Source organism: Rhizobium sp. ERR 942, from assembly GCF_007828395.1.
In the GTDB taxonomy this organism is placed as follows: domain Bacteria; phylum Pseudomonadota; class Alphaproteobacteria; order Rhizobiales; family Rhizobiaceae; genus Rhizobium; species Rhizobium dioscoreae.
Map to the genome: position 1 here is coordinate 576,281 of NZ_VIUA01000005.1, position 25,409 is coordinate 601,689.

The window sequence follows — 25,409 nt, forward strand, 5'->3', positions numbered from 1 at the left end:
ATTGTTTGTGCCGTCGTTAGCCGCGGCTTCCCAAAGCCAGGCGGCAGGCGAGGCCGGCAAATACCGTCGCCAGCAGATATTGCGGCAGCTTCGGAAGGCGCTTGATCGCCGAGAACCGGCCGCGGATGTGGCTGCCAAGCAGGATGACGGAGCCGTTCACCAGGAAGCCGATCCCGTTGAGAATGGTGGCGAGCAAGGCCATTTGCAGGATCATCGGGCCGCTGGGATCGACGAATTGCGGGAAGAGCGCAAGCACGAACAGGGCCATCTTCGGGTTAAGAATATTGGTTGCCAGGCCCTCGACGAAGATGCGCTTACCTGAAAGGCGCTTGAGCCCGGCCGACGGTGTGAACGCAGAACCCTGGGAGCGGAGCGTCTTGACGGCCAGATAGAGCAGGTAGGCGCAGCCTGCCCAGCGGACGATCTCATAAGCGACCGGCACGGTGAGAAAGAGCCGCGACAGTCCGAGGGCTGCCGCCATGGCGTGGCAATAGGTTCCGAGCGCAATGCCGGCATAGGTGAGAAAGCCGGCGGAGCGGCCCTGGCTGACGCTGCGCGAGGCGATGAGAAGCATGTCGGGACCGGGCGTGGCGGTGAGCACCAGCGCGGCGGCGACAAAAAGAATGATCGTGGAAAAGTCCGGCATCGTGATTCCCTTGAAAGTGAAGCCGGAATTCCTCTCTAGCATCATCGCCAGGAATGGCAACCGCCGTATATGTGGTTGCGTAGCGAATGCGGAACGTTGCGATCTATTGTAAGATTATGCTTACGCAGCCTTTTCCCGCTGGTCGACGAGTGCGGCGGCGCGGCCGCGTGCTTCCTCATCGGCGGCAAAGACCGCATCCATGGTGTCGGCGCTGCCGATCGCAATCATCTCCTCCATGACGGCCTCGGCGATATCGGCCATTTCGAGGAAGCCGATGCGGCCGTCGACGAAGGCGTGGAAGGCGATCTCCTCTGCCGCATTCATGATTGCGCCCTGCAGGCCGCCGCGCTCCAGTGCTGTGCGGGCAAGGCGCAGTGCCGGGAAGCGCACTTCGTCCGGCGCCTCGAAATCGAGCCGGGCGAGCTTGGTGAAATCCAGCCGGTCGACATTGAGCCTGGTGCGGGCGGGATAGGTCAGCGCATAACCGATGGCGGTGCGCATGTCGGGACAGCCGAGCTGCGCCAGCACCGAGCCATCCGTATAGCCGACCATGGAATGGATGACGGATTGCGGATGCACCACCACTTCGATCTGATCGGGGCGGACATTGAACAAGTGCTTGGCCTCGATCATCTCCAGCGCCTTGTTGAACATGGAGGCGCTGCCGATCGAAATCTTTAAGCCCATCGACCAGTTGGGATGGGCACGCGCGATCGCCGGCGTGACATTGGCCATCTGCTCCCGCGTCCAGGTGCGGAAGGGGCCGCCCGATGCAGTGATGATGATGCGCTCCACCGCATGCTGCTGATCGTCCTCCAGTGCCTGGAAAATCGCGCTGTGCTCGCTATCGACCGGGATAAGGCGGCCGCCGCCTTCGGCAACGGCGCGCACGAAGAGATCGCCCGCGGAGACAAGACATTCCTTGTTGGCAAGCGCGATATCGGCGCCGCGGCGGGCGGCTGCCAGCGTCGGCGCCAGGCCGGCTGTGCCGACGATCGCCGCCATCGCCCAGTCCGAGGGCATGGAGGCGGCCTCTATCAAGGCATTCTTGCCCGCGCCGACGGCAATGCCCGATCCAGCCAGCGCATCCTTCAGATCCTGATAGCGCTCCTCATTGGCTGTCACGGCAAAAGCGGCACCGCAGGCCTTTGCCTGTGCGGCCAGCAGGCCGATATTGTCATGTCCGGTGATGGCGGCGATATCGAAGGCATCGCGCCCGCCCAGCTGGGCAATGACGTCGAGCGTATTCTGGCCGATGGAGCCGGTCGAACCCAATATCGTCAGGCGACGACGCGCCGTGCTGGCGGTGTTCATTCAGGTATCCGCATTTGCTGCTGCTCCCATGGCTCTACAGGGGATTGGGCGGAGCGGCAAGTCCGGAGCCATGCAACCGCTCCTCTACCGGCACACGCGGAAGGCGAATGCGCAATTAGTCATATTTTTTTCGATCTGCATTGAACCAAATGCAAACTGCTGCGTTTTCCGACCACTTGAATGCGGAGGTAACGAATGGTTTTCAAGGCGGCAACGTTTCACGGCATGGAGCTCTATCTGGAAAACGACCAGGCCAGGCGCTCGGCGCTGGAATCCGCGGTTGCCAATGCGCTGGCCGTTGCTGGCGGAATCGATGCTTCCGATGTCACCGTGATTGCGGCAGGCCAGGAAATCCGCCTGCACGGTTCGGTCGCGACCTATCAGGAGGTGACGCGGGCAACCGCGGTTGCAGAATCCATTCCTGGTGTGCGGCTGGTGAGGAACAGGATCGCGGTGGGGTGATATCCGCCTTTTAAGTTCGCGTTTACGCGGCGCCCGATGGGGCTCACGGCAGAGTGATCGCATATGGGCGAAAGTTCCTTCTCCCCTCGGGGAGAAGGTGGCCCGAAGGGTCGGATGAGGGGGCTGACCGATTTGAATGTGGGTTTTCGCACCCTTGGCAACACCCCCCTCATCCGCCTGTCGGCACCTTCTCCCCGAGGGGAGAAGGAGGACGCGGCAACGGCGTCGTTTCATGTACGCTTGCCTTGGGGCTCACGGGATACTCCGTTCTCGAGGCGAAACGCATGAAAAGATCGTGATCGCCGCAACCTTCGCCAGCTCGAAACGCGGACTAAGAGCGATACTGAGTGCTTGAGTATAATGGTGATCTCGACGCGATTCGAACGCGTGACCCTCAGATTAGGAATCTGATGCTCTATCCTGCTGAGCTACGAGACCACTCGGCATGATCCATACAAAAGCCAAGGCCCGAAGCCAAGCCTTTTTGCGTCGTGGAGACAATCTGTCTTGAGCAGGCTCCGCGTGGCCTCAAAGACCACGCGGAGGTATCGAGGCAGGCCTCAGGCGTTGAGGCGCTGTTCGGCGAGGCGTACCCAGTAGGAAATGCCGTGGGCGATGGCTTCGTCGTTGAAGTCGTAGGCCGGGTTATGCAGGCCGGCGCTGTCGCCGTTGCCGACGAAGATGAAGGCGCCGGGGCGGGCGAGCAGCATGTAGGAGAAATCTTCGCCGCCCATCATCGGGTCGATGTTCGGGATGACATTGCCTGCACCGGCGATTTCCTCGGCCACCGCAATCGCGTAATCGGTCTCGTCGGCGTGGTTGAAGGTGACCGGATAGTTGCGGTGGAATTCGATCTCGGCTTCCCCACCATGGCTTGCGGCAATGCCTGTCACGATCTGCTTGAAGCGCTGCTCAGCAAGGTCGCGCATTTCGGGATCGAGCGTGCGCACTGTGCCGGTGAAGCTCGCATCCTTGGGGATGACGTTGTGGGCATTGCCGGCGTTGAATGTCGTGACGGAGACAACAACCGATTTCAGCGGATCGGCGCTGCGCGAGGCGATGAGCTGCAAATTGGAGACGATCTGCGCGCCGATGGCGATCGGATCGATCGTTCTGTGTGGCATGGCGGCGTGGCCGCCGACGCCTTTGATGGAGACCGTGAATTCATCCGTCGCCGCCATGATCGCACCCTTGCGGATGGCGAAGTGGCCGACCGGCAGCCCCGGCATATTGTGCATGCCATAGACCTCGGCGATCTGGAAGCGCTCCATCATGCCGTCCTTGACCATGGCGTCGCCGCCGGCGCCGCCTTCTTCGGCCGGCTGGAAGATGACGGCGATGTTGCCGTTGAAATTGCGGTTCTCGGCGAGGTATTTCGCAGCCCCCAGCAGCATGGCGGTGTGGCCGTCATGGCCACAGGCATGCATCTTGCCGGGAGTCCGGGAGGCATAGGGCTTGCCGGTGATTTCGGTGAGGGGCAGGGCATCCATGTCGGCGCGCAAGCCGATCGTGCGGCCCTCGCCCTTGCCGCGGATCAGGCCGACGACGCCGGTGCGGCCGATGCCGGTCACCACCTCGTCGACGCCGAAGGCGCGCAGTTTCTCGGCCACGAAGGCGGCCGTATTCTCGACCGCATAGAGGAGTTCGGGATGCGCATGGATATGGCGGCGCCACTCGGTCACTTCGCCCTGGAGTTCTGCGGCTCTGTTCAAGATCGGCATATGCTGATTTTCCTGCTGCTCAATATCGATTCTGGTTCAACCTGCGGGTCCTTGGCACAGCCTTGGCTAGCTTATCGCGGCGTTGGCGGCGTGCCATCGGGAAATAAAGTCGTCAATCGCCTTTGCCTTCTCCTAGCCATATAGGTTAAATAGACGAAGCTTTCGAGAAAATTCCGGACTTCTGAAGGATAGATCGTGCCGACGAAGCAGAATCGTTTGTATGCCGCCCTGCGGCTCGTTCCTATGGCCGCAGCAGCATCCATGCTTTTCCTGTCGACCGCGCAAACGGCCGGAGCCAATCCGCATATTCTCGTCGATGTCAGCACCGGACGTGTTCTCGACCAGCAGGAGGCGTTTCGCCGCTGGTATCCGGCCTCGCTCACGAAGCTGATGACGACCTATGTGACCTTCCGGGCCATCCAGTCCGGTCAGATCCGGCTCGATACACCCGTCGTCATGTCGAAGCTTGCTGCCGCACAGCCGCCGGCGAAGATGTACTTCAAGCCGGGCCAGAAGATGACGCTCGACAACGCCTTGAAGATGATGCTGGTCAAATCGGCAAACGATCTTGCCATGGCTGTGGCCGAGACGGTCGGCGGTTCGCAGCAGGGCTTCGTGGCGCGGATGAATGCGGAAGCCGCGCGCCTCGGCATGCGCGACTCGCATTTCATCAATCCTAACGGTCTGCCCGGCAAGGGACAGTATACGACGGCGCGCGATCTTGCCATTCTCAGCGTGGCGCTGCGCCGCGAGTTCCCGCAATATGCCGGCTATTTCTCGCTCGAGGGCTTCACCAACGGCGTTAAGCAGGTGCCGAACATCAACATGCTCATCGGCCGTTTCGACGGCGCCGACGGCATGAAGACCGGCTTCATCTGCGCTGCCGGCTTCAACCAGATCGCCTCGGCAACCCGCAACGGCCGTACGCTGATCTCGGTCGTTCTCGGCACCGACAGCCTGGCGGCACGCGCCGACGATTCCGCCAATCTCCTGGAAAAAGGCTTCCAGAACCAGCTTTCCACCCGCGACACGCTCGCAACCTTGAGACCCGACGCGCCGCTTGCGGCCGATGTCGCCGATGTCACGGCCGACATCTGCAGCACCAAGGGCGCGCAGGCGCGCAGCGAAACCCGCGATCCGTTCGGCCGTACCAAGGTACAGTCGCCCTATATCCACGAAATGGATCACGAGCCCAATTTCGTCTATGCCGGTCTGATCGGCGGCCAGGATATCGCGACGGCCGCCAAGAGCGACAAGGACGATGTCACGGCCAGAGGCGACAAGGCGACCAGGGACAACAAGATCGCGATCTCCGGCAGCGCGTCCAATGTGCCGGTCCCGATGCCGCGGCCCACTTTCTAATATCGGACAGGAATCATGAGCGTTTCGCAGCAAAGAGTGCCGGTTGCCATCCTGACCGGCTTCCTCGGTGCGGGTAAATCGACCCTGCTCAACCGCATCCTCAAGGATGAGGCCATGCGCGATGCGGCCGTCATCATCAACGAGTTCGGCGATGTCGGTATCGATCATCTGCTGGTGGAAAGCTCCGGCGATTCCATCATCGAGCTTTCCGATGGCTGCCTGTGCTGCACGGTGCGCGGCGAGTTGGTGGATACGCTGGCGAACCTGATGGACGCGATGCAGACCGGCCGCATCCGGCCGCTGAAGCGCGTCGTCATCGAAACGACCGGCCTTGCCGATCCTGCTCCCGTCATGCAGTCGATCATGGGCAATCCGGTCATCGCCAACAATTTCGACCTCGATGGCGTCATTACCGTCGTCGATGCGGTCAACGGGCTGCAGACGCTCGACAATCACGAAGAAGCGCGCAAGCAGGTGGCGGTCGCCGACCGGCTGATCGTGTCCAAGACGGGGATTGCCGGCGCCGTGCCGGAAGCGCAGCTGGAGAGCAGGCTGAGGGCGCTCAATCCGCGCGCGCAGATCCTGAATGCCGATAGCGACGAGGCCGGCCGCGCCGCCATTCTGGTCAACGGCCTTTACGACCCGGCTTCAAAGATCGCCGATGTCGGCCGCTGGCTGCAGGACGAGCTGGAAGCGGACGACGATCATCATCACCATGATGAGCACGATCACCACGACCATGATCATGACCATCATCATGGCGATCATGGACACCACCATCACCATCATGGGCACCACCACGGCCACCGGCATCAGCACGCCCATGACGTCACGCGGCATGACAGCTCGATCCGGTCGTTCTCGATCGTCGAGACTCAGCCTATCGATCCGATGGCGCTCGAAATGTTCATCGATCTGCTGCGTTCGGCGCATGGCGAAAAGCTCCTGCGCATGAAGGCGATCGTTGCAGTGTCGGATCGGCCGGAACGCCCTGTCGTGCTGCATGGCGTGCAGAATATCTTTCATGCGCCGGTGCGCCTGCCGGCATGGCCCGATCCCGAAGACCGCCGCACGCGCATGGTCATCATCACGAAGGATTTGCCGGAAGATTTCGTGAAGGGCCTGTTCGACGCCTTCCTCAGCAAGCCGCGCGTCGATACGCCTGACAGAGCGGCGCTGGAGGACAATCCGTTGGCCGTGCCGGGGATGCGGTTCTAGTTTCAGCCTTTGAGATTTGGCAACCCGCCGCTCCCTTCGACGGGCTCAGGGTGAAGGCCAAGCTAATCGGATATGAGATGGTCGCCACGCAACCCCTTCTCCCCAGCGGGGAGAAGGTGCCGCCAGGCGGATGAGGGGGTGCCTGCCAAGACCACCAAAATCCATGAATTCAAATCGATAACCCCCTCATCCGACCCTTCGGGCCACCTTCTCCCCAAGGGGAGAAGGAGCTTACGGCGCTCGTCCGCCTCCATATGCGATAGCCCTGCTCCCCGAGGGGAGAAGGAATCCGTGGCACTCGCATGCCATATGCAAGCGGCCTGTCTTGAGGCGGGAGCGCAGCGACCCTCGAATCATGTGGATGGCTCTGGCTGTGCAAATGGTCAGCCCTTGCGAATCACGAAGCGATGGCCGCCATCCGTCTTCTCGTTCACGAGAAGCGTGTGGCCCTTCTCGTTGCAGAGATGCGGGATGTCGATGACGGCGAGCGGATCCGTGGTTTCCACGGTCAAGGTCGCGCCGCTTGCCATGCCGCGCAGACGCTTCTCCGTCTTGATCGCCGGATAGGGGCATTTCAGGCCGCGCAGATCGTAGATCTCGGTATCCGGACTATTCACTCTTGGCCCAGAACTTCCAGAAAGGCGGTTTCTTGGCCTCGGTCTGCGCGGTCTCGACAGGAGGCGCAGGCGCGTAGGCGAGCGCGTTGAGGCTGGGGTTCATGGGGTTTGCCGTCGGGATCGGCACATTTGCCGGAACATTGGCCGCAATGACGGGGCCGACCGCGGGCTGCTGCGCAGGTGCCATCGGAGCACCTGTCGCAGGACTTGCCGTAGCCACGCGAATGCTTGCCGTCGTCGGGTTGCCCGTCGGGCTTACTGCCGTGCCACCGCGCGCGATCTGCTGGGCCGACTGGTTCGCCATCATCGATTCGAGATCGGCGACCTTCATCATCTTGCCGGCGGCAAGGGCGGTGCCTGTGGGAGCATAGGCGATATCGTGGCCCTTGCGCTGCTTGGCGACGACGGCCTTGCGCTCGGCTTCGGTCGGGTCGTACCAGGCCATGCCGTCGAACTTCTTCGAGGCAGCGGCATAGTCGGCCTGATACTGCTTATCATAGGTCGCAAGCGCCATCTGCAAGGCAGGCGGCGTGGTCATGACGGGGCATTTGCCGCTGGCGTTGAACGGGCCGCTGGCCTGCTGGTTGAAGACGTATTTCTTCTCGCAGACCTCGACCTCGGGCGGGCGCTTGGTGACTTCGAAATTGTCGTAGCCAACCTTCAGCATCTTCCAGAATTCGATATTGGGGCTGAGGCGATGCTTCCACATGTTTTCCGCCGTCATGCGGAAGGGGAAGGCTTCGAGCTGAACGGCCTTCTGGCCGCCCTTGAAGGCGTCGCGCGCGAAGGCATAGATCTCCAGCACCTGCTGGTCGGTCATGGAATAGCAGCCGGACGACGAGCAGGCGCCGTGGATCATCAGATTGTTGCCGGTGCGGCCATTGGCTGCATCGTAGCGGTTCGGGAAGCCAGTGTTGATGGCGAGATAGTATTTCGAATTCGGGTTCAGGTTGGCCGGCGTCAGCATGTAGAAGCCTTCCGGCGCCTGCCGGTCGCCTTCCTTCACCTTCGGGCCTAGACGGCCGGACCAGGCGCAGATCTTGTAATCCGCGATGACTTCGAAACGGTTGTTCTGGTTCGCCTTCAGGATCTCCATCACGCCTTCTTCCTTGAAGATGCGGATCATGATCGGCGAGTTGCGGTCCATGCCCTTCTTGGCCATGTCGGCGAGGATATGGCTTGGAAGCGGCTGTTCGACCTTGTTCTTCACCTTCGACAGGTCGATCGACGCGGTATCCAGCGCGTCGTTGCAGCCGGCGAGTGCCAGCGCCATCAGGGAAACATAGGCAAGGTGACGAATGCGCATTCTGACCTGGTCCATAAATGCGAAGAGTGGCAGCTCGATCTGTTTCGCCACTCCCCTCGAAGCATGAAACGGAATCATAGATGGCTTATACTTGAAAATTCCTTACCAGCCTATGACGTGCCTGCAGCGCGTCGGCAAGCTTTTCTTTGCCATAAAAGCTTCGATAACGGAAATGTGGCCAAGGTTTGGCCTCATTCCCGCTTTCAGCGATCACTTTTTCCGAATGCTGCTTAGAGATTGCGACCGATGTTGAGGAATTTCTGGCGGCGGTCGCTGCGCAATTGTTCGCCCGAACGGCTGGAAAGCTCTGCAAGTGCGGTCGCAATCGTCTCGCCGGCCGAGCTTATCACCGCGTTCGGATCGCGATGCGCGCCGCCGACGGGCTCGGAGATGATGCCGTCGATCACGCCGAGGCTTTTCAGATCATCGGCCGTTATCTTCATGTTGGTTGCTGCTTCCTTGGCGCGCGTTGAATCGCGCCACAAGATTGATGCCGCACCTTCGGGCGAAATCACGCTGTAGATCGAGTGTTCGAGCATATAGACGCGGTTGCCGACGGCAATCGCGATGGCGCCGCCGGAACCGCCTTCGCCGATAACGATGGAGATGATCGGCACCTTCACGCCGAGACACATCTCGGTCGAGCGGGCGATCGCTTCGGCCTGACCGCGTTCTTCGGCGCCAACGCCCGGATAGGCACCGGCGGTGTCGACCAGCGTGATGACGGGCAACTGGAAGCGGTCGGCCATTTCGAGGATACGGATCGCCTTGCGATAGCCTTCCGGCCGGGCGCTGCCGAAATTGTGCTTCAGGCGGCTCTTGGTGTCGTTGCCTTTTTCCTGGCCGATGAGGGCGACCGGCTGGCCGCGGAAGCGGGCAAAACCTGCCTGGATCGCGGCATCCTCGGAGAATTGGCGATCGCCGGCCAGCGGTGTGAATTCCGTAAACAGCGTACTGGCATAATCGACGAAATGCGGGCGCTGCGGGTGGCGGGCGACCTGCGTCTTCTGCCAGGCGTTGAGTTTGGAATAGATGTCAGCCATCGCCTCGCGGACGCGGATTTCAAGCCGCCCGACTTCCTCGGACGTGTCGATGCTTTCGTCTTCGCTCGCCAGTTTCTTGAGCTCGTGAATCTTGCCTTCGAGATCCGAGATGGGTTTTTCGAAGTCCAGATAATTGTGCATGAGGTGCGTTTCCGATCCTTTTGCCCGTGACGAGAGATGGCGGCTTCAGCCTGTGTGCCGGTCCTAATCCTGTTTTTTTGCCTGTTTGGCAAGGGGGTGATGCATTTGGACCAGCTGATGAAGGCGTTCTTCCAGCACATGTGTGTAGATTTGCGTCGTCGAAATGTCCGAATGGCCGAGAAGTTCCTGCACGACGCGCAGGTCCGCGCCGTTGGCGAGAAGATGGCTCGCGAAGGCATGGCGCATCACATGCGGTGAAATCATCGAAGGCGTCAGGCCCGCCCGAATGGCAAGGTCCTTGAGATCGCGCGCAAAAACCTGACGCGGCAGATAGCCCTGCCTGGACGCGGCGGGGAAAAGCCACGGACTTTCGGTGGCAGGGTTCTTGGCGTTTGCCGCAATCTCGGCCTGCAGCCGCCCATAGCTTTTCAGCGCCGAAATGGCCGACTGCGACAGCGGTACCAGCCGCTCCTTGTTGCCTTTGCCGCGGATCATCAGGAAGCGGCCTTCCTGATCCAGCACCTTCGCCGGCAGAGAGATGAGCTCGCTTACACGCATGCCGGTGGCATAGAGCATTTCCAGGAGCACCAGCATGCGCAGGCGCTGCAGCCGGTCCGGTCCGTCGGCCGCGGCCTCCTCCTCAGCCTGGCTCAGAAGCCTCGTCACTTCGTCGACGCCCATCGTCTTCGGAAGGGCGCGGCCCTTCTTGGGAGCATCGAGGATCCCCGTCGGGTCGTCTGTGCGCAGACCTTCAGCATAGAGGAACTTATAGAATTGCCGCATGGCAGAGAGCCGGCGTGCCTGCGAGGACGGTTTGAAGCCCTGGCTCGACAGACTGGAAAGATAGGCTCCCAGGTCGCTGGAGCTGGCCTCCGTCAGACGAACTCCTTGCCCGGATAGGAATGAATGGAGATCGTCGAGATCGCGCTCGTAGGATTGCAGCGTGTTGACGGCAGCACCCCGCTCGGCGCTCATCATTTCCAGAAAGGCTTCCAGATGCACTCGCCCCAGATCTCTCTTGCCCGCTCGTATATTTTCGGCTTGCGCGCTCATGGTTTCAGCGAGCCTGTCGTCGGAGGATTGAGGCGTTCGGGGGCAATGCGGATCGTCACATCACGTGGCTGGGGATCGACGAAGAGCACCAGAGCCCACATCGCTCCATATATCGATCCGGCGATGACCGCGCAGATGACAAGGAAGCGAAATAGGGTTGGCATTCGAGAACTCTCCTTCGCCGTTCATTGGCGCGGCGATGCGCAATAATTATGTCCTTCAAGGGTTAGCTGAAGGATATTGCAGACATGTTTACGATAGCGGCGTCTTGACGCTACCGGTGCATTTGACGATACCGTTTCCAAAGAAATTGTGAATGGGCCGATGAGTGAACAAGTCCTGACCCTTGCCGAGAGCCTTAAAGACAGGGCGCGTGCTGCGCTCGGTCAGCGCAATCTCGTCTTCGTAGGATTGATGGGAGCAGGAAAATCCTCGATCGGCCGGCCAGTCGCGCAGCAGCTCGGCCTTCCCTTCGTCGATACGGATATCGAGATTGAGCGCGTGTCGCGCATGACGATCGCCGAACTGTTTGCCGCCTATGGCGAGCAGGAGTTCCGGGCGCTGGAAACGCGTGTCATCAAGCGGCTGCTCAAGGGCGGCCCGCGTGTCGTCTCGACCGGCGGCGGCGCATTCATCAACGAAAGCACGCGCCTGCACGTCAAGCGCGGCAGCCTTTCCGTCTGGCTGAAGGCCGACCTCGACGTCTTGTGGGACCGCGTCAACAAGCGCGACACACGGCCGTTGCTGAAGACCGAGAATCCGAAACAGACCCTCGAGAACCTGATGAATGCGCGCTATCCGATCTATGCGGAAGCCGATATCACGGTTCTCTCCCGCGACGTAAGCAAGGATATCATGGTCAGGGAAGTCCTTGCTGCGATTGCCGAGGGAAAGAAAGCAGAAAGCAGAATACCATGAATGCGATCATACCGGCCTCCGCTGAGCGTCTCGTGCGCGTGCCTCTCGGCGAGCGTGCCTATGACATCCTGATCGGCCCCGGCCTGATCGCGCGTGCGGGCCAAGAGATCGCAGCCCGGCTGAAGGGGCGCAAGGCCGCCGTCATCACCGATGAAAATGTCGCGCCGCTTTACCTCGATGCTTTGGTTGCGAGCCTTGAAGCGGCCGGTATCCAGGCTTCCAGCCTCGTTTTGCCCGCCGGTGAAAAGACAAAAAGTTTCGAGCATCTGATTACCGTTTGCGATGCGGTGCTGACGGCGCGTGTGGAGCGCAACGATGCGGTGATCGCACTTGGCGGTGGCGTCATCGGCGATCTCTCCGGCTTTGCTGCCGGCATCGTGCGCCGCGGCGTTCGTTTCGTCCAGGTGCCGACCTCGCTTCTGTCGCAAGTGGATTCGTCCGTCGGCGGTAAGACCGGCATCAATACCCATCATGGCAAGAACCTCGTCGGCGTCTTCCATCAGCCTGATCTCGTGCTCGCCGATACCGATGTGCTGAATACGCTGAGCGAGCGCGAATTTCGCGCCGGCTATGCCGAAGTCGCCAAATATGGCCTGATCGACAAGCCGGATTTCTTCGCCTGGCTGGAAGCCAATTGGAAGGATGTCTTCTCAGGTGGTGCCGCTCGCATCGAGGCGATTGCCGCCAGCTGCCAGGCAAAGTCCGATGTCGTCGTTGCCGACGAACGCGAAAACGGCCCTCGCGCGCTGCTCAATCTCGGCCATACCTTCGGCCACGCGCTGGAAGCCGCCACTGCCTATGACAGCCGCCGGCTGGTGCATGGCGAGGGTGTTGCGATCGGCATGGTGCTGGCGCATGAATTTTCCGCGCGCCTCAATCTGGCAAGCCCGGATGATGCCAAACGTGTCGAGGCGCATTTGAAGGCCGTGGGCCTGCCAACGCGGATGGGCGATATTCCGGGCGAGCTGCCGCCGGCCGAAGCGCTGATGGATGCGATCGCGCAGGACAAGAAGGTCAAGAGCGGCAAGCTCACCTTCATCCTCACGCGTGGCATCGGTCAGTCCTTCGTTGCGGACGATGTACCGTCTTCCGAAGTCCTGAGTTTCCTGAAGGAAAAACATCCCTGATGACCGTCGAGGGCACGCTGGCTGTTTTGTGGGAATATTGGCCCGAGATTATATCGATCGTGGCCTTGGTGCTGCTTTCTGCCTTCTTTGCCGGCTCGGAGACGGCGCTGACGGCGGCTTCGCGCAGCCGTATCCATACATTGGAAGCCAACGGAGACAGACGGGCCGGCATCGTGCGGCTCTTGATAGAGCGTCGCGACCGATTGATCGGCGCGCTGCTGATCGGCAACAATCTCGCCAATATTCTGTCGTCCTCGCTTGCGACCAGCGTGTTCCTGGGTCTGTTCGGCAATTCCGGCGTGGCGATCGCCACTGCCGCCATGACCGTCATTCTCGTCATTTTCGCGGAGGTTCTGCCGAAGAGCTGGGCCATTGCGACGCCGGATCGCTTCGCGCTGAATGTCGCCAGTGCGATACGCCTTTTCGTCATCGTCGTTGGGCCTGTGTCGAGCGTCGTCAATGCCATCGTGCGCCAGATCCTGGGCATTTTCGGCGTCAATCTCTCGCGGGAAGTGTCGATGCTGTCGGCGCACGAGGAGTTGCGCGGCGCCGTGGATCTGCTCCACCGCGAGGGTTCCGTGGTCAAGGCCGACCGCGACCGTTTGGGCGGCGTTCTCGATCTCGGCGAGCTGGAACTGTCAGACATCATGGTTCACCGCACGGCAATGCGCGCCATCAATGCCGATGATCCGCCAGAAGTGGTCGTGCGTGCGATCCTCGACAGTCCGTATACGCGCATGCCGCTCTGGCGCGGCACCATCGACAACATCATCGGCGTCGTGCATGCCAAGGATCTGCTGCGGGCGCTGGCGGAACGCAATGTCGAGCCGGAAAATCTCGATATCGTCAAGATCGCGCAAAAGCCCTGGTTCGTGCCCGACAGCACCAATCTTGAGGACCAGCTCAACGCCTTCCTGCGTCGCAAGCAGCATTTCGCCGTCGTCGTCGACGAATATGGCGAGGTGCAGGGCATCGTCACGCTGGAGGATATTCTGGAAGAGATCGTTGGCGACATCGCCGATGAGCACGATCTGGATATCCAGGGCGTGCGGCAGGAGGCCGACGGCTCGATCGTGGTCGACGGCGTCGTGCCGATTCGCGACCTGAACCGCGCGCTCGACTGGGATTTGCCCGACGAAGAGGCGACGACGATTGCCGGCCTCGTCATCCACGAATCGATGACCATCCCCGAAGAGCGGCAGGCCTTCACGTTCTACGGCAAGCGCTTCATCGTCATGAAGCGCGAAAAGAACCGCATCACCAAGCTGCGCATCCGTCCCGCGGAGTCGGAAGAGGCGAAGCCGGCTTAAGGCGTCCCCAGCGCCCTACCAGCGCACCGTCTCTCCCGGAGCTGCCGGCTCTACCGCCAGCGCGTGCAGCCCCGCCTCCAGTTCCGGCTTCAATAACTCGTTGATCGCCCTGTGGCGCGCGAGGCGGGGCATGCCGGAAAACTTGGCGGACACGATGCGAACTCTTATATGAGTTTCGCCGGTCCCGGTCATGTCGGGTTGATGACCCGCATGCAGGTGGCTCTCGTTGATGACGGCAAGGCGCTCGGGCGCGAAGGCGTCGGTGAGCTTCCGCTCAATGCGGGATTGCAGTGTCGTTTCCATATTCCCGCGTCGACCTCGCTTGCGAAAAAAGGCTCCCACAAAGCCTATAACATTCCTGTTTGTCAATTCTTGTTGTGGGGTATCCAAGGCCCCATAATTAGGACGCCATGAGACTTGATTCAAAATATTTCGATCGCATCCGCACCCGCCGCAAGCGCGCGCAGGAGCCCGAACAGGGTCCGCCGACGTGCCAGTGGGACGGCTGCGACAAGCACGGTACGCATCGCGCCCCGGTGGGGCGCAATGCTGAAGGGCAGTTCTTTTTGTTCTGCTTCGAGCACGTCAAGGAATACAATAAGGGCTACAATTATTTCTCCGGCCTCTCGGACGGGGAAATCGCGCGCTATCAGAAGGAAGCCATCACCGGCCACCGTCCGACCTGGACCGTGGGCGTGAACAAGGCTGCCAGGAACAGCCCGCTTCATTCCGATATCCGCTCGGGCGCTTATTCCCGCGTTCGCGATCCCTTCGGCTTCGTTAGGGAAGGCGAGGGCCAAGGTCGCGGCCCGCGTTTTCCGCAGCAGCGCAAGCTGAAAACGCTGGAGGCGAAAGCCTTCGACACCATGGGTCTCGGCGCCAATGCCTCGGCTCCGGAAATCAAGCGCCGCTACAAGGAATTGGTGAAAATGCACCATCCCGACGCCAATGGCGGCGACCGCGGCTCGGAAGAGCGCTTCCGCGCAGTGATTCAGGCCTATCAATTATTGAAGCAGAACGGTTTTTGTTAATTCCCGTCCTTGCTCTCCGCCTTCAATCAGGTATGGTCCAAATCGGCTGAAGCTGCGGGCAACCGCGGCAGGGTGCGCATTTGGCTGGCTGCACCTCGGTCAACTTTCCGGACGCGGCGTTTCTTGTCCGGGGACTCTGTTCAAGGATGCTCGCAAGCGATCATATTATCGCGCCGAGATTTTGCTTTAGTCCCGGAGAAGTATCGCCGCTGTTCCGACCGGACGGATGCGGGCAACAAGCTGCGGCGTTTCGGATAAATCGGCTGAGTTTGATATGGCAGGGTGAGAGCCACCCGCCCTGGAGACATGATGAGCAAGATTGACCTTGATATTTCCGAGATCCCCGACACCACCGTTTCGGTCCGCGAAGTCTTCGGCATTGATTCCGACATCCGCGTCCCTGCTTACAGCCAGGGCAGTGCCTACGTGCCCGATCTCGACACGGACTATCTCTTCGACCGCGAGACCACGCTCGCCATTCTCGCCGGCTTCGCTCATAACCGCCGCGTGATGATCTCGGGCTATCACGGCACCGGCAAGTCCTCCCATATCGAGCAGGTCGCCGCCCGCCTCAACTGGCCTTGCGTGCGCATCAACCTCGACAGCCACGTCAGCCGTATCGATCTCGTTGGCAAGGATGCGATCGTCGTCAAGGATGGCCTGCAGGTCACCGAATTCAAGGACGGCATCCTGCCCTGGGCCTATCAGCACAATGTCGCGCTCGTCTTCGACGAATATGACGCCGGCCGCCCGGACGTGATGTTCGTCATCCAGCGCGTGCTGGAATCGTCGGGCCGTCTGACCTTGCTCGACCAGAGCCGCGTCATCCGTCCTCACCCGGCCTTCCGCCTGTTCGCAACCGCCAACACCATCGGTCTTGGCGACACGACCGGCCTCTATCACGGTACGCAGCAGATCAACCAGGCGCAGATGGACCGCTGGTCGATCGTGACGACGCTGAACTACCTGCCGCACAACAATGAAGTCGATATCGTGCTGGCGAAGGTGAAGTCCTTCCGCAACGACAAGGGCCGCGATACCGTCTCCAAGATGGTCCGCGTTGCCGACCTGACGCGCGCCGCCTTCATGAATGGCGATCTGTCGACCGTCATGAGCCCGCGTACCGTCATCACCTGGGCCGAAAATGCGGAAATCTTCGGCGATGTCGCCTTTGCCTTCCGCGTCACCTTCCTCAACAAGTGTGATGAGCTGGAACGACCGCTGGTCGCCGAGCACTATCAGCGCGCCTTCGGCGTCGAGCTGAAGGAAAGTGCCGCCAACATCGTGCTCGAAGCCTAGAACATTTCCGCTTTTCTTCGAATTGCGAAAACGTTCTATCTTTTTGTTTTGACGCAATTCCGGATAGAAAAATGCTATGCATTTTTCCTGGAATTGCTTTAGGGAAAAGCCGATACATCATGTCAGGTCGCGGAGATAATTCCAAAGCGAAGCCGGGCGCCCCGGTGGACATGGAGCCGTTGCGCCGGGCGATCACCGGCTGTGTCCGCTCGATCGCCGGCGATGCCGAGGTCGAGGTGGCCTTTGCCAATGAACGCCCGGGCATGACCGGCGAGCGCATCCGCTTGCCGGAGCTTTCGAAGCGGCCGACAGCCCATGAGCTCGCGGTGACGCGCGGCCTTGGCGATTCGATGGCCCTGCGGCTTGCCTGTCACGATGCCCGCGTGCATGCCGTCATGGCGCCGCAAGGCGCGGACGCCCGCTCGATCTTCGATGCCGTGGAGCAGGCGCGTGTCGAATCGATCGGCTCGCTGCGCATGAGCGGTGTTGCCGCCAACCTCAACTCCATGAATACGGAGAAATACGCCAAGGCGAATTTCTCCGGCATCGAACGGCGCGAGGATGCGCCGATCGGTGAAGCCATGGCGATGATCGTGCGCGAGAAGCTGACCGGCCAGAAGCCGCCGGAAACTGCCGGCAAGGTGCTCGATCTCTGGCGCCCCTTCATCGAGGAAAAGACCGGCGGTCAACTCGATAACCTGCTGTCCGCCATCAACGACCAGCAGAGCTTCGCCCGTGTCGTCCGCAACATGCTGACGGCCATGGAAATGGCCGAGGAGTATGGCGACGAGCAGTCGGAACCCGACAGCGAGGATCAGCAGAGCGAAGAGGACAAGCCGAGCGGCGAGGATCAGAACGACGACGACGTCAAGGAAGACGAAGGCGCCGACGCCGCCCCAGCCGAGGATAGCGAAGCTTCCGACGAGCAGATGGAAGACGGTGCGACCGAAGACGGCGGCGAGATCTCCGACGACGATATGAGCGAAGAGGGCGAGGAAGATTCGGAAACGCCGGGCGAAACCCGTCGTCCGAACACGCCTTTCGCCGATTTCAACGAGAAGGTCGACTACCACGTCTATACGGAGGAGTTCGACGAGACCACGACGGCGCAGGAGCTGTGCGACGTGGCCGAACTCGAGCGCCTGCGTGCCTTCCTTGACAAGCAGCTTGCCCATCTGCAGGGTGCCGTGGGCCGGCTCGCCAACCGCCTGCAGCGCCGTCTGATGGCGCAGCAGAATCGCTCCTGGGACTTCGATCTGGAAGAGGGCTATCTCGATCCGGCACGCCTGCCGCGGCTGATCATCGATCCGATGCAGGCGCTGTCCTTCAAGATGGAGCGCGATACGCAGTTCCGCGACACGGTGGTGACGCTGCTGATCGACAATTCCGGCTCGATGCGCGGTCGTCCGATCACGGTTGCCGCCTCTTGTGCCGATATTCTGGCCCGCACGCTCGAGCGCTGCGGTGTGAAGGTCGAGATTCTCGGCTTTACCACCAAGGCGTGGAAGGGCGGCCAAGCGCGCGAGAAGTGGCTCGCCAGCGGCAAGCCGCAAACGCCGGGCCGGTTGAACGACCTGCGCCACATCATCTACAAGTCCGCGGACGAGCCCTATCGACGGTCTCGCAGCAACCTCGGGCTGATGATGCGCGAAGGCCTGCTCAAGGAAAACATCGACGGCGAAGCGCTGATCTGGGCGCATAACCGCCTGCTCGGACGCCGTGAACAACGCCGCATCCTGATGATGATCTCGGATGGTGCGCCGGTCGATGATTCCACGCTGTCGGTCAACCCGGGCAATTATCTGGAACGGCATCTGCGCGCCGTGATCGACCAGATCGAGACGCGCTCGCCGGTGGAATTGCTTGCCATCGGTATTGGCCATGATGTCACGCGCTACTATCGCCGCGCCGTCACCATCGTCGATGCCGACGAACTGGCCGGCGCCATGACAGAGCAGCTTGCCTCGCTTTTCGAGGATCAGACGAGCATGCCGCGCTCGCGCATGCGCCGCGCCAGCTGAGCCCGCTGTGGCGCTTATCGGCATCGGCCTTATGGCCGGTGTCTTTTTCGGACGAGATCGCCGGTTCGCGACGCCGGCCGGTTGCCGCGAAATCCGTGTGTTTCATTGCGATGGTCGCGGGCCTGCTTTCGGGCTGCGGTTCCGGAAATGACACCGACGAGCGTGGCAAGGCGGCAATTCAGGCCAAGGTCATTTCCACCTTCAAACGCGGCTCGGATCAAACGCGCTTCGGCGCATTGGAATTTCTCGGCGGTCTTGAGTTCAGCTCGGATAATGCGCTTCTCGGCGCTGTTTCGGCCATTCGTTTTCATGACGATCAGCGGCGTTTCATTTCGGTGCTGGATACCGGCCACTGGTTCACCGGCACCATCGAACGCGACCAGGAGGGGCGGCTGAAGGGGATCAGCGATGCGCGGATTGCGCCTATGATCGACCGCTTCGGCGAGACGGATGCGGGCGATGGGGTCATGGATGCCGAAGGCTTGGCGCTGCGCGGCAATCACGTCCTCGTCAGCTATGAACAACATCACCGCGTCGATGCCTATCCCGATCCAGGCTTTGAAATTTCGCCGCCCGATGGCAGCATGCCCGTTCCTATCCCGAGATGGGAACTGCGGTCTAATCGCAGCCTCGAGGCGCTGATGATCGCGCCGCAGTCGAGCCCGCTTGCCGGCGGGGCTGTCATCGTCGCCGAAGACAGTCTGGACGATCAGGGTAATCTGTTCGCCGCCGTTCTGGACGGGCCGCTTCAGGGGCGCTTCACCGTGAGGCGCCATGGCGGCTTCAATGTCAGCGACGGCGTCTTTCTGCCTGATGGCGATCTATTGCTGCTGGAGCGGCGCTTCGGGCTGATCCATGGCCTCGGCGTGCGTATCCGCCGCATCGTCGGTGCTCACATCAAGCCGGGCGCTGTCGTGGACGGCAAGGTGATTTTCGCGGCTGGCTCGGGAGATCAGATCGACAATATGGAGGGCCTGGATGTCTTCCACGCTGCCGATGGCTCCCTGCATCTTGTCATGATCTCGGATGACAACCATTCAATTCTGCAGCGCAGCCTGATGCTGGAGTTCAAGCTGCATGATGACAATATCGTCAGCCAGAATTGAGAGCGGGCGAGCGGTCTGGTTCTCGGCCGCTGCCATCCTTCTTTGTCAAAAAATGGTGCCGCTCGCCATACTGCGTCGCGCAGCGGACAATTCGGCTGTCAGGCGGTTGGCGCCTGCGGCATCGGCTTCAGCATGTTCATCAGCGCGCCATAGGGCAGCAGCATCACGAGGCCGACGGTCACCTTGACCGAGAAATCGCCGATCGCCCAGGATACCCAGCGCGGAGCCGAGGTGGAGAAAGCGCCGAGGATCGGAGCCCAATCGATCGCGAAGGGATCGTTCGGTCCGAAGAAGACGAAGAAGGGCGCGAAGGCGAAGGAGAAGAAGATCAGTGTGTCCAGCATCGAGCCGATGAGCGAACCGAACAGCGGCGCGCGCCACCAGGCCATGCGGCGCAGGCGGTTGAAGACCGAGATGTCGAGCAGCTGGCCGGCAAGATAGGCCGAACCGGAGGCGATCGCGATGCGCGGCTGAGCCGTGTAGAACGACAGCGCGACACCGACGACGAAGCCGGCAAAGACGACCTTGCGTGCGGCCTTGGGGCCGAACTGGCGGTTGGTCAGATCGGTGATGAGGAAGGCGACTGGATAGGTGAAGGCACCCCAGGTGAGGATATCCGCGAGATTGATGCCGGCGAAGCTGACCTGCAGCGGATACTGCACGAGGATGTTGGAAGCGACGACGACCAGCGTCATCAGCAGAACGTAGATAAGGGTATGACGTATCGTCAGCATTTTTTTATCCTGGGAGATGCCACCAGTTGAAAGAAACCGGACATGGAAAAAGGCTTGTCCGGATATGATCCGTGCAAGCCTCTTAGCCGGTATGAAATCGCGAAATGCTAGCGCTGCTTAGGCAGCAACGGCAGCTTCAGCGGACTTCTTGACGATCTGGCGACGCAGCAGGCGAGCGCGCATGCTGAGTTCGTTTTCGCTTGCCTTCAAGAGGAAAGCGTCCAGACCACCGCGATGCTCGACCGAACGCAGCGCTGCAGCGGAAACGCGCAGGCGATAGCGCTGGCCGAGAACGTCGGAAATCAGCGTGACCTGGCAGAGGTTCGGCAGGAACCGACGCTTGGTCTTGTTGTTGGCGTGGCTAACGTTGTTGCCCACGAGGACGGCCTTGCCGGTCAATTCGCACATGCGGGACATGGTACACCTACTTTTGTTTTTCTCGGCCATCGGATAGACATACCGGGCAAAACCCGGCGCGCAATCCAACAGGCCATAATTGGAAAGTTGCGGTTCTATAGTCAGAGAGGCTGGCCCCGTCAAGCCAAACCTTGTGTTTTCCCGCAATTCCGTCAAAAAGCTGCTGTTGTCTGACGCTCGCAGCAGGCGAGCAAAGCAACTATATAACTTGCCTGATCCTCGTTGAAGGCCCTGATCATGGTTCAAATTCGGAAGTGGCTTCTTATTTCAGCGATCGTCGCGTCAATGCCGTCGATGGCACTGGCCGACGTGCTGCGGCATGAAACGCGCTATCGCGTTTCGCTGGCCGGCCTGCCGATCGCCAGGGCGGATTTCAAGACCGAGGTCACCGGCAAACAGTTCACCATTCGCGGTGACATCACCTCGGCAGGCCTTGCGGATCTCGTTACCTCGATCGATGCGAAGACCGACGTAACCGGCGTCGTCAACGACAGTAAGCTGCAGGCGACCCACTACACGCTCTTCTACAAGAGCGGGAAGAAAGAGCGCACCTATGATGTCGCCTATACCAACGGCAATGTGACGTCGAATACGATCACGCCCGAGCCGAAGCGTCCGGACACCTGGGTCCCCATCACGGAAAGCGACTTGAAGTCCGTGCTCGATCCGATATCGGGCATGATCTTCCCGATCACGCCCAGCCTGAACCTCTGCAACCAGACGCTGGCCGTCTTCGATGGCGAGATGCGCATGGATCTGAAGCTGTCGCCAAAGGGATCGCATCCTTTCTCGACCGATGGCTTCAAGGGCAAGACCATTGCCTGTGGCGTGCGCTTCACGCCGAAGAGCGGCTACAAGAGCACCCGCAAGGATTATCTTTACCTCGCCAAGAGCGACAATATGGAGATCTGGTTCGCCAAGGCGGATACGATGAATGTCTATGCCCCGGTCTACGTCCGCATCCCGACGCAATACGGAACGGTGACGATTACGGCCGTAAAATACGGCAGCTAGACCGGCTGCTGTTTTCACGGAAACGCTTGACGATTCTCGCCATTGTTTCTACGCAATTCCACGAAAATTGCTGTGCATTTTCGTGGAATTGCTTTGGCGGGCTGGGGACGTCCGCGGCGACAAGCTGGGGGCAGGGATGAAATTTCGCGCGACGTTGACAGGCTTTTCAGCCATTCTGATGTGGTCGTTTCTGGCGCTTTTGACCGTTGCCTCCGGCAAGATGCCACCCTTCCAGCTGCTCGCCGTCTGCTTTGCGATCGGCAGCATTCCGGGCATCATCGTTCTTCTGTTGAGGCCCGAGCGGTTGCAGCTGCTGCGCGAGCCGGCCAAGGTCTGGATCACAGGTATTGCCGGCTTGTTCGGCTACCACTTTCTCTATTTCACGGCATTGCGTCACGCGCCGGCGGTGGAGGCGGGCCTGATTGCCTATCTCTGGCCATTGCTGATCGTCGTCGGCTCCGCATTGCTGCCAGGTGAGCGGCTGCGCTGGTATCATATTGTCGGCGCACTGATGGGGCTTGCGGGCACGGTTCTGATCGTCGGCCGCAACGGCTTTCATTTCGAAGGCGCCTATGCCGTCGGCTATGGCGCGGCGTTTCTCTGTGCCTTCACCTGGTCGGGCTATTCCTTGATAACGCGCCGCTTCGAGGCCGTTTCCACAGATGTCGTCACCATCTTCTGTCTGGTCACGTCGATTCTCTCCTTTTTCTGCCACCTTGGCCTGGAGGAGACGATCTGGCCGGAGAGCATCTCCCAGTGGATCGCCGTTCTCGGCCTTGGCCTTTTTCCGGTCGGAGCCGCCTTCTATGCCTGGGATTATGGCGTCAAGAACGGCGATATCCAGATCCTCGGCGCGGCAAGCTATGCCGCACCGCTGCTCTCGACGCTGATCCTGACGCTGTTCGGTTTTGCCGAGCCGAGCTGGGGCATTGCGCTTGCCTGCCTGCTCGTGACGGGAGGTGCGGTGCTGGCCGCCCATCGCATGATCCTGCGCCGGGATGATGTCGTGCGGACGCAGGCGGAAGCGGCGGAATAGCTCCGCCGCCCTCGCTGCCGTTTATTTCTTGAAGACTTTTTCCAGGAAGGCCGCGAGCGACGGCCGCCAGACATCCATCTCATGCTGGAGGTCGGGGTATTCATGGTATTCGTGCTTGATCTTCTTGGCGTCGAGCGTCGCCTTCAAGCCGGCTACGTCCTTGCCGACGATCTGATCCTTGCTGCCGACGGTCACTGTGAAATTATGCAGCGCCTTGTTGATCTTTTCCGGTTCGTTCAGCACGGCATCGACTGTCTTGTTCGGGACGGTCGTCGTGCTGACGCCGCTGAAGGTTGCGACCCAGCCGAAGGTATCCAGATGTGAAAGGCCGGATACGAGAGCCTGATAGCCGCCCTGCGACAAGCCGGCAACGGCGCGGCCGCTCGCCTCGTTTCGCACCCGATAATGCTTCTTCATGTAGGGGATAAGGTCTTCCGTCAGCTCGCGATCGGCTGCCTCGGCATTGGCCGGATAGAAATTCGCGCGACGATCGGCGGCGGGGAAGTTTTCGGCGATCGCATTCGGCACGTCGGTTTCCGTATCCGGAATGACGACGATCATCGGCTCGATCTTCTTTTCGGCAAGGAGATTGTCGAGGATCTGCGGCGCGCGGCCCTGGAGCACCCAGGACCCCACGGTATCGCCGAAGCCGTGATAGAGGTAGAGCACCGGCAGCGGCTTGGAGGAATCGGTGTAGCCGGGCGGCGTGTAGACATACATCTGCCGTTCCGAATCGAGCGCCTTGGAATGCAGGGTCACCAGCCGCAGGTCGCCATGCGGCACGTTGCGGATATCAAGAATGCTGCCGGGCACTAGGATCAGGCTGGTATTGACCTGCCGTTGCGGCTTCGGCGCATTGGTGCCGGTGTCGATGCTGCGGAAGCCGTCGACGTTGAAGTAATATTCGTAGAGGTTCGGCTTCAGCACCTCCGTCTTCGCGCTCCATGTGCCATCGTCGCTGCGTTGCATGGCGAGGGGATCGCGCGAGCCCAAAGTGACCGAAACCGCTTTTGCCGCCGGCGCATAGAGGCGGAAGGTGATAGACCCATCCTTCTCTACCGCGGTCACGAAGTTCTTCAGTGGCTTGTCGGCCGGCGGCGAGGCCGGAGCATCAAGGGCAAAGACAGGGGCGCTCATGACGCAGCCTGCTGCGACGAGCAAAGGAAACAACAAACGCACGAAAAAACCTCCTCCGGATGAATCAATTTTCACTTTCCCCGTGTAAAGCTGACACAGCGCGTCGCTTTTTCAAGACCGTCGCTGCGCGCTGTCTGGCCGCATCCTGCGTGATGTCAATGAAAGGTAGAAAAGGGTCAGTCTGAGGCCGGCTTCCAGTCAGGTGGCGCCATCTCGAAGCTCGAAAATTCGAAGCCGGGTGCGACCGTACAGCCGACGAGCGTGAATTGCCCGAGGCTTTCGGCCGACTGCCACCAGTTGGCCGGAATGATCGCCTGCGGGCGCTCGCCCTTTGCCAGATCCATGCCGAGAACGAGTTTTTCACTCGCCTTGCCGTCGGCCGAGCGATGCAAAGCGAGGGGGGCGCCGGCATAGTAGTGCCAGACCTCGGCGGCGTCGTGCACCCGATGCCAGTGCGAGCGCTCGCCCGCCTCCAGCAGATAGTAGATGGCGGTGGAGTGGCCTCTCGTGCCGCCGTTCTCGTCGCGAAACGTCTGCACGTACCAGCCGCCTTCCGGATGCCGCTGCATGGAAAGCGTTTCGATGATCTCTTTTGCCTGCATCAGAAATTGTCCTTGCGCTTGCGGATCTCGGCGAAGACTTCTTCGTTGCTGCGGCTTTCCATCAGCAGATGGCGGCGGATTGCCGGATCGGCGGCGCGCAGGAACGGGTTCGTTTCCTTCTCAAGCGCCAATGTCGTCGGGATGGTGAACTTGCCTTCCGCCCTCAAGGCTTCGATATCCGCGGCGCGCGCCTTCAGCCGCTCATTGTCAGGATCGATGGTCAGTGCGAAGCGGGCGTTGGAGAGCGTATATTCATGGCCGAAATAGACGGCTGTTTCATCCGGCAGCACGGCGAGCTTCTGCAGCGAGGCCCACATATCCGCTGCCGGCCGTTCGAACAGGCGGCCGCAGCCGAGCGCAAACAGCGTATCGGCAGCAAAGAGCAGCTTGTCGTCGGCAAAATGATAGCAGACATGGCCGGCGGTATGCCCGGGCGTTTCGATGACATTGACCGTATGGCCGGCGAACTCGAACGTATCCCCATCAGCGACGGCGCGATCGAGGCCCGGAATGGCGACGGCCTCGTTGATCGGGCCGATGATCTCGCAGCCGAACTGCTCCTTCAGCGCCAGGTTGCCCTCGACGTGATCGGTATGGTGATGCGTGGTCAGGATATGGCTGATGGTCCAGCCACGACGATCAGCGGCCTTCAGGATCGCATCTGCTTCCGGAGCGTCGATCGATGCCGTCAATCCGGTTTCGGGATCATGGACCAAGACGCCGTAATTGTCGGAACGGCAGATAAAAATCTCTAATTCCAATGGTTTCATGATC

26 protein-coding genes and 1 tRNA gene are annotated in these 25,409 nt (G+C 60.7%); 12 read left to right on the plus strand and 15 right to left on the minus strand.

The features are described from left to right. Nucleotides 1–16 precede the first annotated feature (16 nt). Nucleotides 17–646 carry a LysE family translocator gene (locus tag FBZ97_RS22795; protein WP_145322048.1) on the minus strand — a complete coding sequence of 210 codons (630 nt, stop codon included), beginning with the start codon at nt 644–646 and terminating at the stop codon, nt 17–19. 120 nt (nt 647–766) lie between these two features. Then, the gene (gene dxr / locus FBZ97_RS22800) at nt 767–1,960 is read right to left on the minus strand and encodes a 1-deoxy-D-xylulose-5-phosphate reductoisomerase (protein WP_145322050.1); all 1,194 of its coding nucleotides are present in this window, start codon (nt 1,958–1,960) and stop codon (nt 767–769) included. A gap of 195 nt (nt 1,961–2,155) precedes the next feature. Between dxr and FBZ97_RS22805 the strand changes: the two genes are divergently transcribed. Then, on the plus strand, nt 2,156–2,422 hold the full coding sequence (locus tag FBZ97_RS22805; protein WP_113354283.1) for a BON domain-containing protein: 267 nt from the start codon (nt 2,156–2,158) through the stop codon (nt 2,420–2,422). 361 nt (nt 2,423–2,783) lie between these two features. Here FBZ97_RS22805 and FBZ97_RS22810 read toward each other — a convergent pair. Together FBZ97_RS22810 and FBZ97_RS22815 are read right to left on the minus strand one after the other, a co-directional pair. After that, a tRNA-Arg gene (locus FBZ97_RS22810) sits at nt 2,784–2,860 on the minus strand. Nucleotides 2,861–2,982: 122 nt separating this feature from the next. Beyond that, nucleotides 2,983–4,143 carry a M20 aminoacylase family protein gene (locus tag FBZ97_RS22815; protein ID WP_145322052.1) on the minus strand — a complete coding sequence of 387 codons (1,161 nt, stop codon included), beginning with the start codon at nt 4,141–4,143 and terminating at the stop codon, nt 2,983–2,985. Nucleotides 4,144–4,386: 243 nt separating this feature from the next. Here FBZ97_RS22815 and FBZ97_RS22820 point away from each other — a divergent pair, with 243 nt between their 5' ends. Both FBZ97_RS22820 and FBZ97_RS22825 read left to right on the plus strand, forming a co-directional pair. Then, nucleotides 4,387–5,505 (plus strand): D-alanyl-D-alanine carboxypeptidase family protein, encoded by a 1,119-nt coding sequence (locus FBZ97_RS22820; RefSeq protein WP_183809896.1) that lies wholly within the window; start codon nt 4,387–4,389, stop codon nt 5,503–5,505. 15 nt (nt 5,506–5,520) lie between these two features. Beyond that, on the plus strand, nt 5,521–6,723 hold the full coding sequence (locus FBZ97_RS22825; RefSeq protein WP_145322056.1) for a GTP-binding protein: 1,203 nt from the start codon (nt 5,521–5,523) through the stop codon (nt 6,721–6,723). A gap of 383 nt (nt 6,724–7,106) precedes the next feature. On the opposite strand, the gene FBZ97_RS22830 is transcribed toward FBZ97_RS22825, so the two are convergent. From FBZ97_RS22830 to FBZ97_RS34510, 5 genes are all read right to left on the minus strand, one after another. Beyond that, nucleotides 7,107–7,340, minus strand: coding sequence for a sulfurtransferase TusA family protein (locus FBZ97_RS22830; protein ID WP_113354234.1), 234 nt, complete (start codon nt 7,338–7,340; stop codon nt 7,107–7,109). Continuing rightward, the gene (locus tag FBZ97_RS22835; RefSeq protein ID WP_145322058.1) at nt 7,333–8,646 is read right to left on the minus strand and encodes a L,D-transpeptidase family protein; all 1,314 of its coding nucleotides are present in this window, start codon (nt 8,644–8,646) and stop codon (nt 7,333–7,335) included. Before FBZ97_RS22835 ends, FBZ97_RS22830 begins: the two co-directional genes overlap by 8 nt. A gap of 230 nt (nt 8,647–8,876) precedes the next feature. Continuing rightward, on the minus strand, nt 8,877–9,830 hold the full coding sequence (locus tag FBZ97_RS22840; RefSeq protein WP_145322060.1) for an acetyl-CoA carboxylase carboxyltransferase subunit alpha: 954 nt from the start codon (nt 9,828–9,830) through the stop codon (nt 8,877–8,879). A 63-nt stretch (nt 9,831–9,893) separates the two neighbouring features. Beyond that, nucleotides 9,894–10,883, minus strand: coding sequence for a site-specific tyrosine recombinase XerD (gene xerD, locus FBZ97_RS22845; RefSeq protein ID WP_145322062.1), 990 nt, complete (start codon nt 10,881–10,883; stop codon nt 9,894–9,896). Next, nucleotides 10,880–11,047, minus strand: a complete 168-nt coding sequence (locus tag FBZ97_RS34510) for a hypothetical protein (protein ID WP_167078112.1) — start codon at nt 11,045–11,047, stop codon at nt 10,880–10,882. Before FBZ97_RS34510 ends, xerD begins: the two co-directional genes overlap by 4 nt. Before the next feature lie 160 nt (nt 11,048–11,207). On the opposite strand from FBZ97_RS34510, the gene FBZ97_RS22850 reads away from it, so the two are divergent. Genes FBZ97_RS22850 through FBZ97_RS22860 form a run of 3 tightly spaced genes read left to right on the plus strand, consistent with a single transcriptional unit; the run spans nt 11,208 to nt 14,238 of the window. Then, complete coding sequence (locus FBZ97_RS22850) at nt 11,208–11,801, plus strand: shikimate kinase (protein WP_069612905.1); 594 nt, start codon at nt 11,208–11,210, stop codon at nt 11,799–11,801. After that, nucleotides 11,798–12,928, plus strand: coding sequence for a 3-dehydroquinate synthase (gene aroB, locus FBZ97_RS22855; protein WP_145322064.1), 1,131 nt, complete (start codon nt 11,798–11,800; stop codon nt 12,926–12,928). Before FBZ97_RS22850 ends, aroB begins: the two co-directional genes overlap by 4 nt. Further along, entirely contained in the window at nt 12,928–14,238 is a 1,311-nt protein-coding gene (locus FBZ97_RS22860) for an HlyC/CorC family transporter (RefSeq protein ID WP_113333925.1), read from the plus strand. The genes aroB and FBZ97_RS22860 overlap by 1 nt, the downstream gene beginning before the upstream one ends. Nucleotides 14,239–14,253: 15 nt before the next feature. On the opposite strand, the gene FBZ97_RS22865 is transcribed toward FBZ97_RS22860, so the two are convergent. After that, a complete protein-coding gene (locus FBZ97_RS22865) occupies nt 14,254–14,541 on the minus strand; it encodes a BolA family protein (protein WP_113333926.1) in 288 nt (95 codons plus the stop codon). A gap of 107 nt (nt 14,542–14,648) precedes the next feature. Between FBZ97_RS22865 and FBZ97_RS22870 the strand changes: the two genes are divergently transcribed. The 4 genes from FBZ97_RS22870 to FBZ97_RS22885 all read left to right on the plus strand — a co-directional run bounded on the left by FBZ97_RS22870 (nt 14,649) and on the right by FBZ97_RS22885 (nt 19,695). Continuing rightward, the gene (locus FBZ97_RS22870) at nt 14,649–15,269 is read left to right on the plus strand and encodes a J domain-containing protein (RefSeq protein WP_069612909.1); all 621 of its coding nucleotides are present in this window, start codon (nt 14,649–14,651) and stop codon (nt 15,267–15,269) included. Nucleotides 15,270–15,578: 309 nt separating this feature from the next. Next, on the plus strand, nt 15,579–16,568 hold the full coding sequence (gene cobS / locus FBZ97_RS22875) for a cobaltochelatase subunit CobS (protein ID WP_095436016.1): 990 nt from the start codon (nt 15,579–15,581) through the stop codon (nt 16,566–16,568). A 119-nt stretch (nt 16,569–16,687) separates the two neighbouring features. Continuing rightward, nucleotides 16,688–18,589, plus strand: a complete 1,902-nt coding sequence (gene cobT, locus FBZ97_RS22880; RefSeq protein ID WP_145322066.1) for a cobaltochelatase subunit CobT — start codon at nt 16,688–16,690, stop codon at nt 18,587–18,589. Between the two features lie 110 nt (nt 18,590–18,699). Continuing rightward, nucleotides 18,700–19,695 carry an esterase-like activity of phytase family protein gene (locus tag FBZ97_RS22885; RefSeq protein WP_145322114.1) on the plus strand — a complete coding sequence of 332 codons (996 nt, stop codon included), beginning with the start codon at nt 18,700–18,702 and terminating at the stop codon, nt 19,693–19,695. Between the two features lie 98 nt (nt 19,696–19,793). Here FBZ97_RS22885 and FBZ97_RS22890 read toward each other — a convergent pair whose 3' ends face one another. Then, complete coding sequence (locus FBZ97_RS22890; protein WP_145322068.1) at nt 19,794–20,429, minus strand: queuosine precursor transporter; 636 nt, start codon at nt 20,427–20,429, stop codon at nt 19,794–19,796. Between the two features lie 117 nt (nt 20,430–20,546). Next, a complete protein-coding gene (gene rpmB, locus FBZ97_RS22895; protein ID WP_069612914.1) occupies nt 20,547–20,846 on the minus strand; it encodes a 50S ribosomal protein L28 in 300 nt (99 codons plus the stop codon). Nucleotides 20,847–21,083: 237 nt separating this feature from the next. Here rpmB and FBZ97_RS22900 point away from each other — a divergent pair, with 237 nt between their 5' ends. Both FBZ97_RS22900 and FBZ97_RS22905 read left to right on the plus strand, forming a co-directional pair. Then, complete coding sequence (locus FBZ97_RS22900; protein ID WP_112336429.1) at nt 21,084–21,860, plus strand: DUF3108 domain-containing protein; 777 nt, start codon at nt 21,084–21,086, stop codon at nt 21,858–21,860. Nucleotides 21,861–21,996: 136 nt separating this feature from the next. Beyond that, the gene (locus tag FBZ97_RS22905; protein ID WP_145322070.1) at nt 21,997–22,896 is read left to right on the plus strand and encodes an EamA family transporter; all 900 of its coding nucleotides are present in this window, start codon (nt 21,997–21,999) and stop codon (nt 22,894–22,896) included. Nucleotides 22,897–22,917: 21 nt separating this feature from the next. Here the strand turns inward: FBZ97_RS22905 and FBZ97_RS22910 are convergent, their stop codons facing one another. The 3 genes from FBZ97_RS22910 to gloB all read right to left on the minus strand — a co-directional run bounded on the left by FBZ97_RS22910 (nt 22,918) and on the right by gloB (nt 25,405). Then, on the minus strand, nt 22,918–24,075 hold the full coding sequence (locus FBZ97_RS22910) for an alpha/beta hydrolase-fold protein (RefSeq protein WP_113421386.1): 1,158 nt from the start codon (nt 24,073–24,075) through the stop codon (nt 22,918–22,920). A 134-nt stretch (nt 24,076–24,209) separates the two neighbouring features. Next, nucleotides 24,210–24,635 carry a cupin domain-containing protein gene (locus FBZ97_RS22915; RefSeq protein ID WP_113333931.1) on the minus strand — a complete coding sequence of 142 codons (426 nt, stop codon included), beginning with the start codon at nt 24,633–24,635 and terminating at the stop codon, nt 24,210–24,212. Further along, entirely contained in the window at nt 24,635–25,405 is a 771-nt protein-coding gene (gene gloB / locus FBZ97_RS22920) for a hydroxyacylglutathione hydrolase (RefSeq protein WP_113421404.1), read from the minus strand. The genes FBZ97_RS22915 and gloB overlap by 1 nt, the downstream gene beginning before the upstream one ends. Between the last annotated feature and the right edge of the window lie 4 nt (nt 25,406–25,409).

Excerpts from the sequence above, each read along its gene's own strand:
- FBZ97_RS22795 (WP_145322048.1), bottom strand. The coding sequence starts at position 646 with ATGCCGGACTTTTCCACGATCATTCTTTTTGTCGCCGCCGCGCTGGTG.
- dxr (WP_145322050.1), bottom strand. The coding sequence starts at position 1,960 with ATGAACACCGCCAGCACGGCGCGTCGTCGCCTGACGATATTGGGTTCG.
- FBZ97_RS22805 (WP_113354283.1), top strand. The coding sequence starts at position 2,156 with ATGGTTTTCAAGGCGGCAACGTTTCACGGCATGGAGCTCTATCTGGAA.
- FBZ97_RS22815 (WP_145322052.1), bottom strand. The coding sequence starts at position 4,143 with ATGCCGATCTTGAACAGAGCCGCAGAACTCCAGGGCGAAGTGACCGAG.
- FBZ97_RS22820 (WP_183809896.1), top strand. The coding sequence starts at position 4,387 with ATGGCCGCAGCAGCATCCATGCTTTTCCTGTCGACCGCGCAAACGGCC.
- FBZ97_RS22825 (WP_145322056.1), top strand. The coding sequence starts at position 5,521 with ATGAGCGTTTCGCAGCAAAGAGTGCCGGTTGCCATCCTGACCGGCTTC.
- FBZ97_RS22835 (WP_145322058.1), bottom strand. The coding sequence starts at position 8,646 with ATGCGCATTCGTCACCTTGCCTATGTTTCCCTGATGGCGCTGGCACTC.
- FBZ97_RS22840 (WP_145322060.1), bottom strand. The coding sequence starts at position 9,830 with ATGCACAATTATCTGGACTTCGAAAAACCCATCTCGGATCTCGAAGGC.
- xerD (WP_145322062.1), bottom strand. The coding sequence starts at position 10,883 with ATGAGCGCGCAAGCCGAAAATATACGAGCGGGCAAGAGAGATCTGGGG.
- FBZ97_RS34510 (WP_167078112.1), bottom strand. The coding sequence starts at position 11,047 with ATGCCAACCCTATTTCGCTTCCTTGTCATCTGCGCGGTCATCGCCGGA.
- FBZ97_RS22850 (WP_069612905.1), top strand. The coding sequence starts at position 11,208 with ATGAGTGAACAAGTCCTGACCCTTGCCGAGAGCCTTAAAGACAGGGCG.
- aroB (WP_145322064.1), top strand. The coding sequence starts at position 11,798 with ATGAATGCGATCATACCGGCCTCCGCTGAGCGTCTCGTGCGCGTGCCT.
- FBZ97_RS22860 (WP_113333925.1), top strand. The coding sequence starts at position 12,928 with ATGACCGTCGAGGGCACGCTGGCTGTTTTGTGGGAATATTGGCCCGAG.
- FBZ97_RS22865 (WP_113333926.1), bottom strand. The coding sequence starts at position 14,541 with ATGGAAACGACACTGCAATCCCGCATTGAGCGGAAGCTCACCGACGCC.
- FBZ97_RS22870 (WP_069612909.1), top strand. The coding sequence starts at position 14,649 with ATGAGACTTGATTCAAAATATTTCGATCGCATCCGCACCCGCCGCAAG.
- cobS (WP_095436016.1), top strand. The coding sequence starts at position 15,579 with ATGAGCAAGATTGACCTTGATATTTCCGAGATCCCCGACACCACCGTT.
- cobT (WP_145322066.1), top strand. The coding sequence starts at position 16,688 with ATGTCAGGTCGCGGAGATAATTCCAAAGCGAAGCCGGGCGCCCCGGTG.
- FBZ97_RS22885 (WP_145322114.1), top strand. The coding sequence starts at position 18,700 with ATGGTCGCGGGCCTGCTTTCGGGCTGCGGTTCCGGAAATGACACCGAC.
- FBZ97_RS22890 (WP_145322068.1), bottom strand. The coding sequence starts at position 20,429 with ATGCTGACGATACGTCATACCCTTATCTACGTTCTGCTGATGACGCTG.
- rpmB (WP_069612914.1), bottom strand. The coding sequence starts at position 20,846 with ATGTCCCGCATGTGCGAATTGACCGGCAAGGCCGTCCTCGTGGGCAAC.
- FBZ97_RS22900 (WP_112336429.1), top strand. The coding sequence starts at position 21,084 with ATGGTTCAAATTCGGAAGTGGCTTCTTATTTCAGCGATCGTCGCGTCA.
- FBZ97_RS22905 (WP_145322070.1), top strand. The coding sequence starts at position 21,997 with ATGAAATTTCGCGCGACGTTGACAGGCTTTTCAGCCATTCTGATGTGG.
- FBZ97_RS22915 (WP_113333931.1), bottom strand. The coding sequence starts at position 24,635 with ATGCAGGCAAAAGAGATCATCGAAACGCTTTCCATGCAGCGGCATCCG.
- gloB (WP_113421404.1), bottom strand. The coding sequence starts at position 25,405 with ATGAAACCATTGGAATTAGAGATTTTTATCTGCCGTTCCGACAATTAC.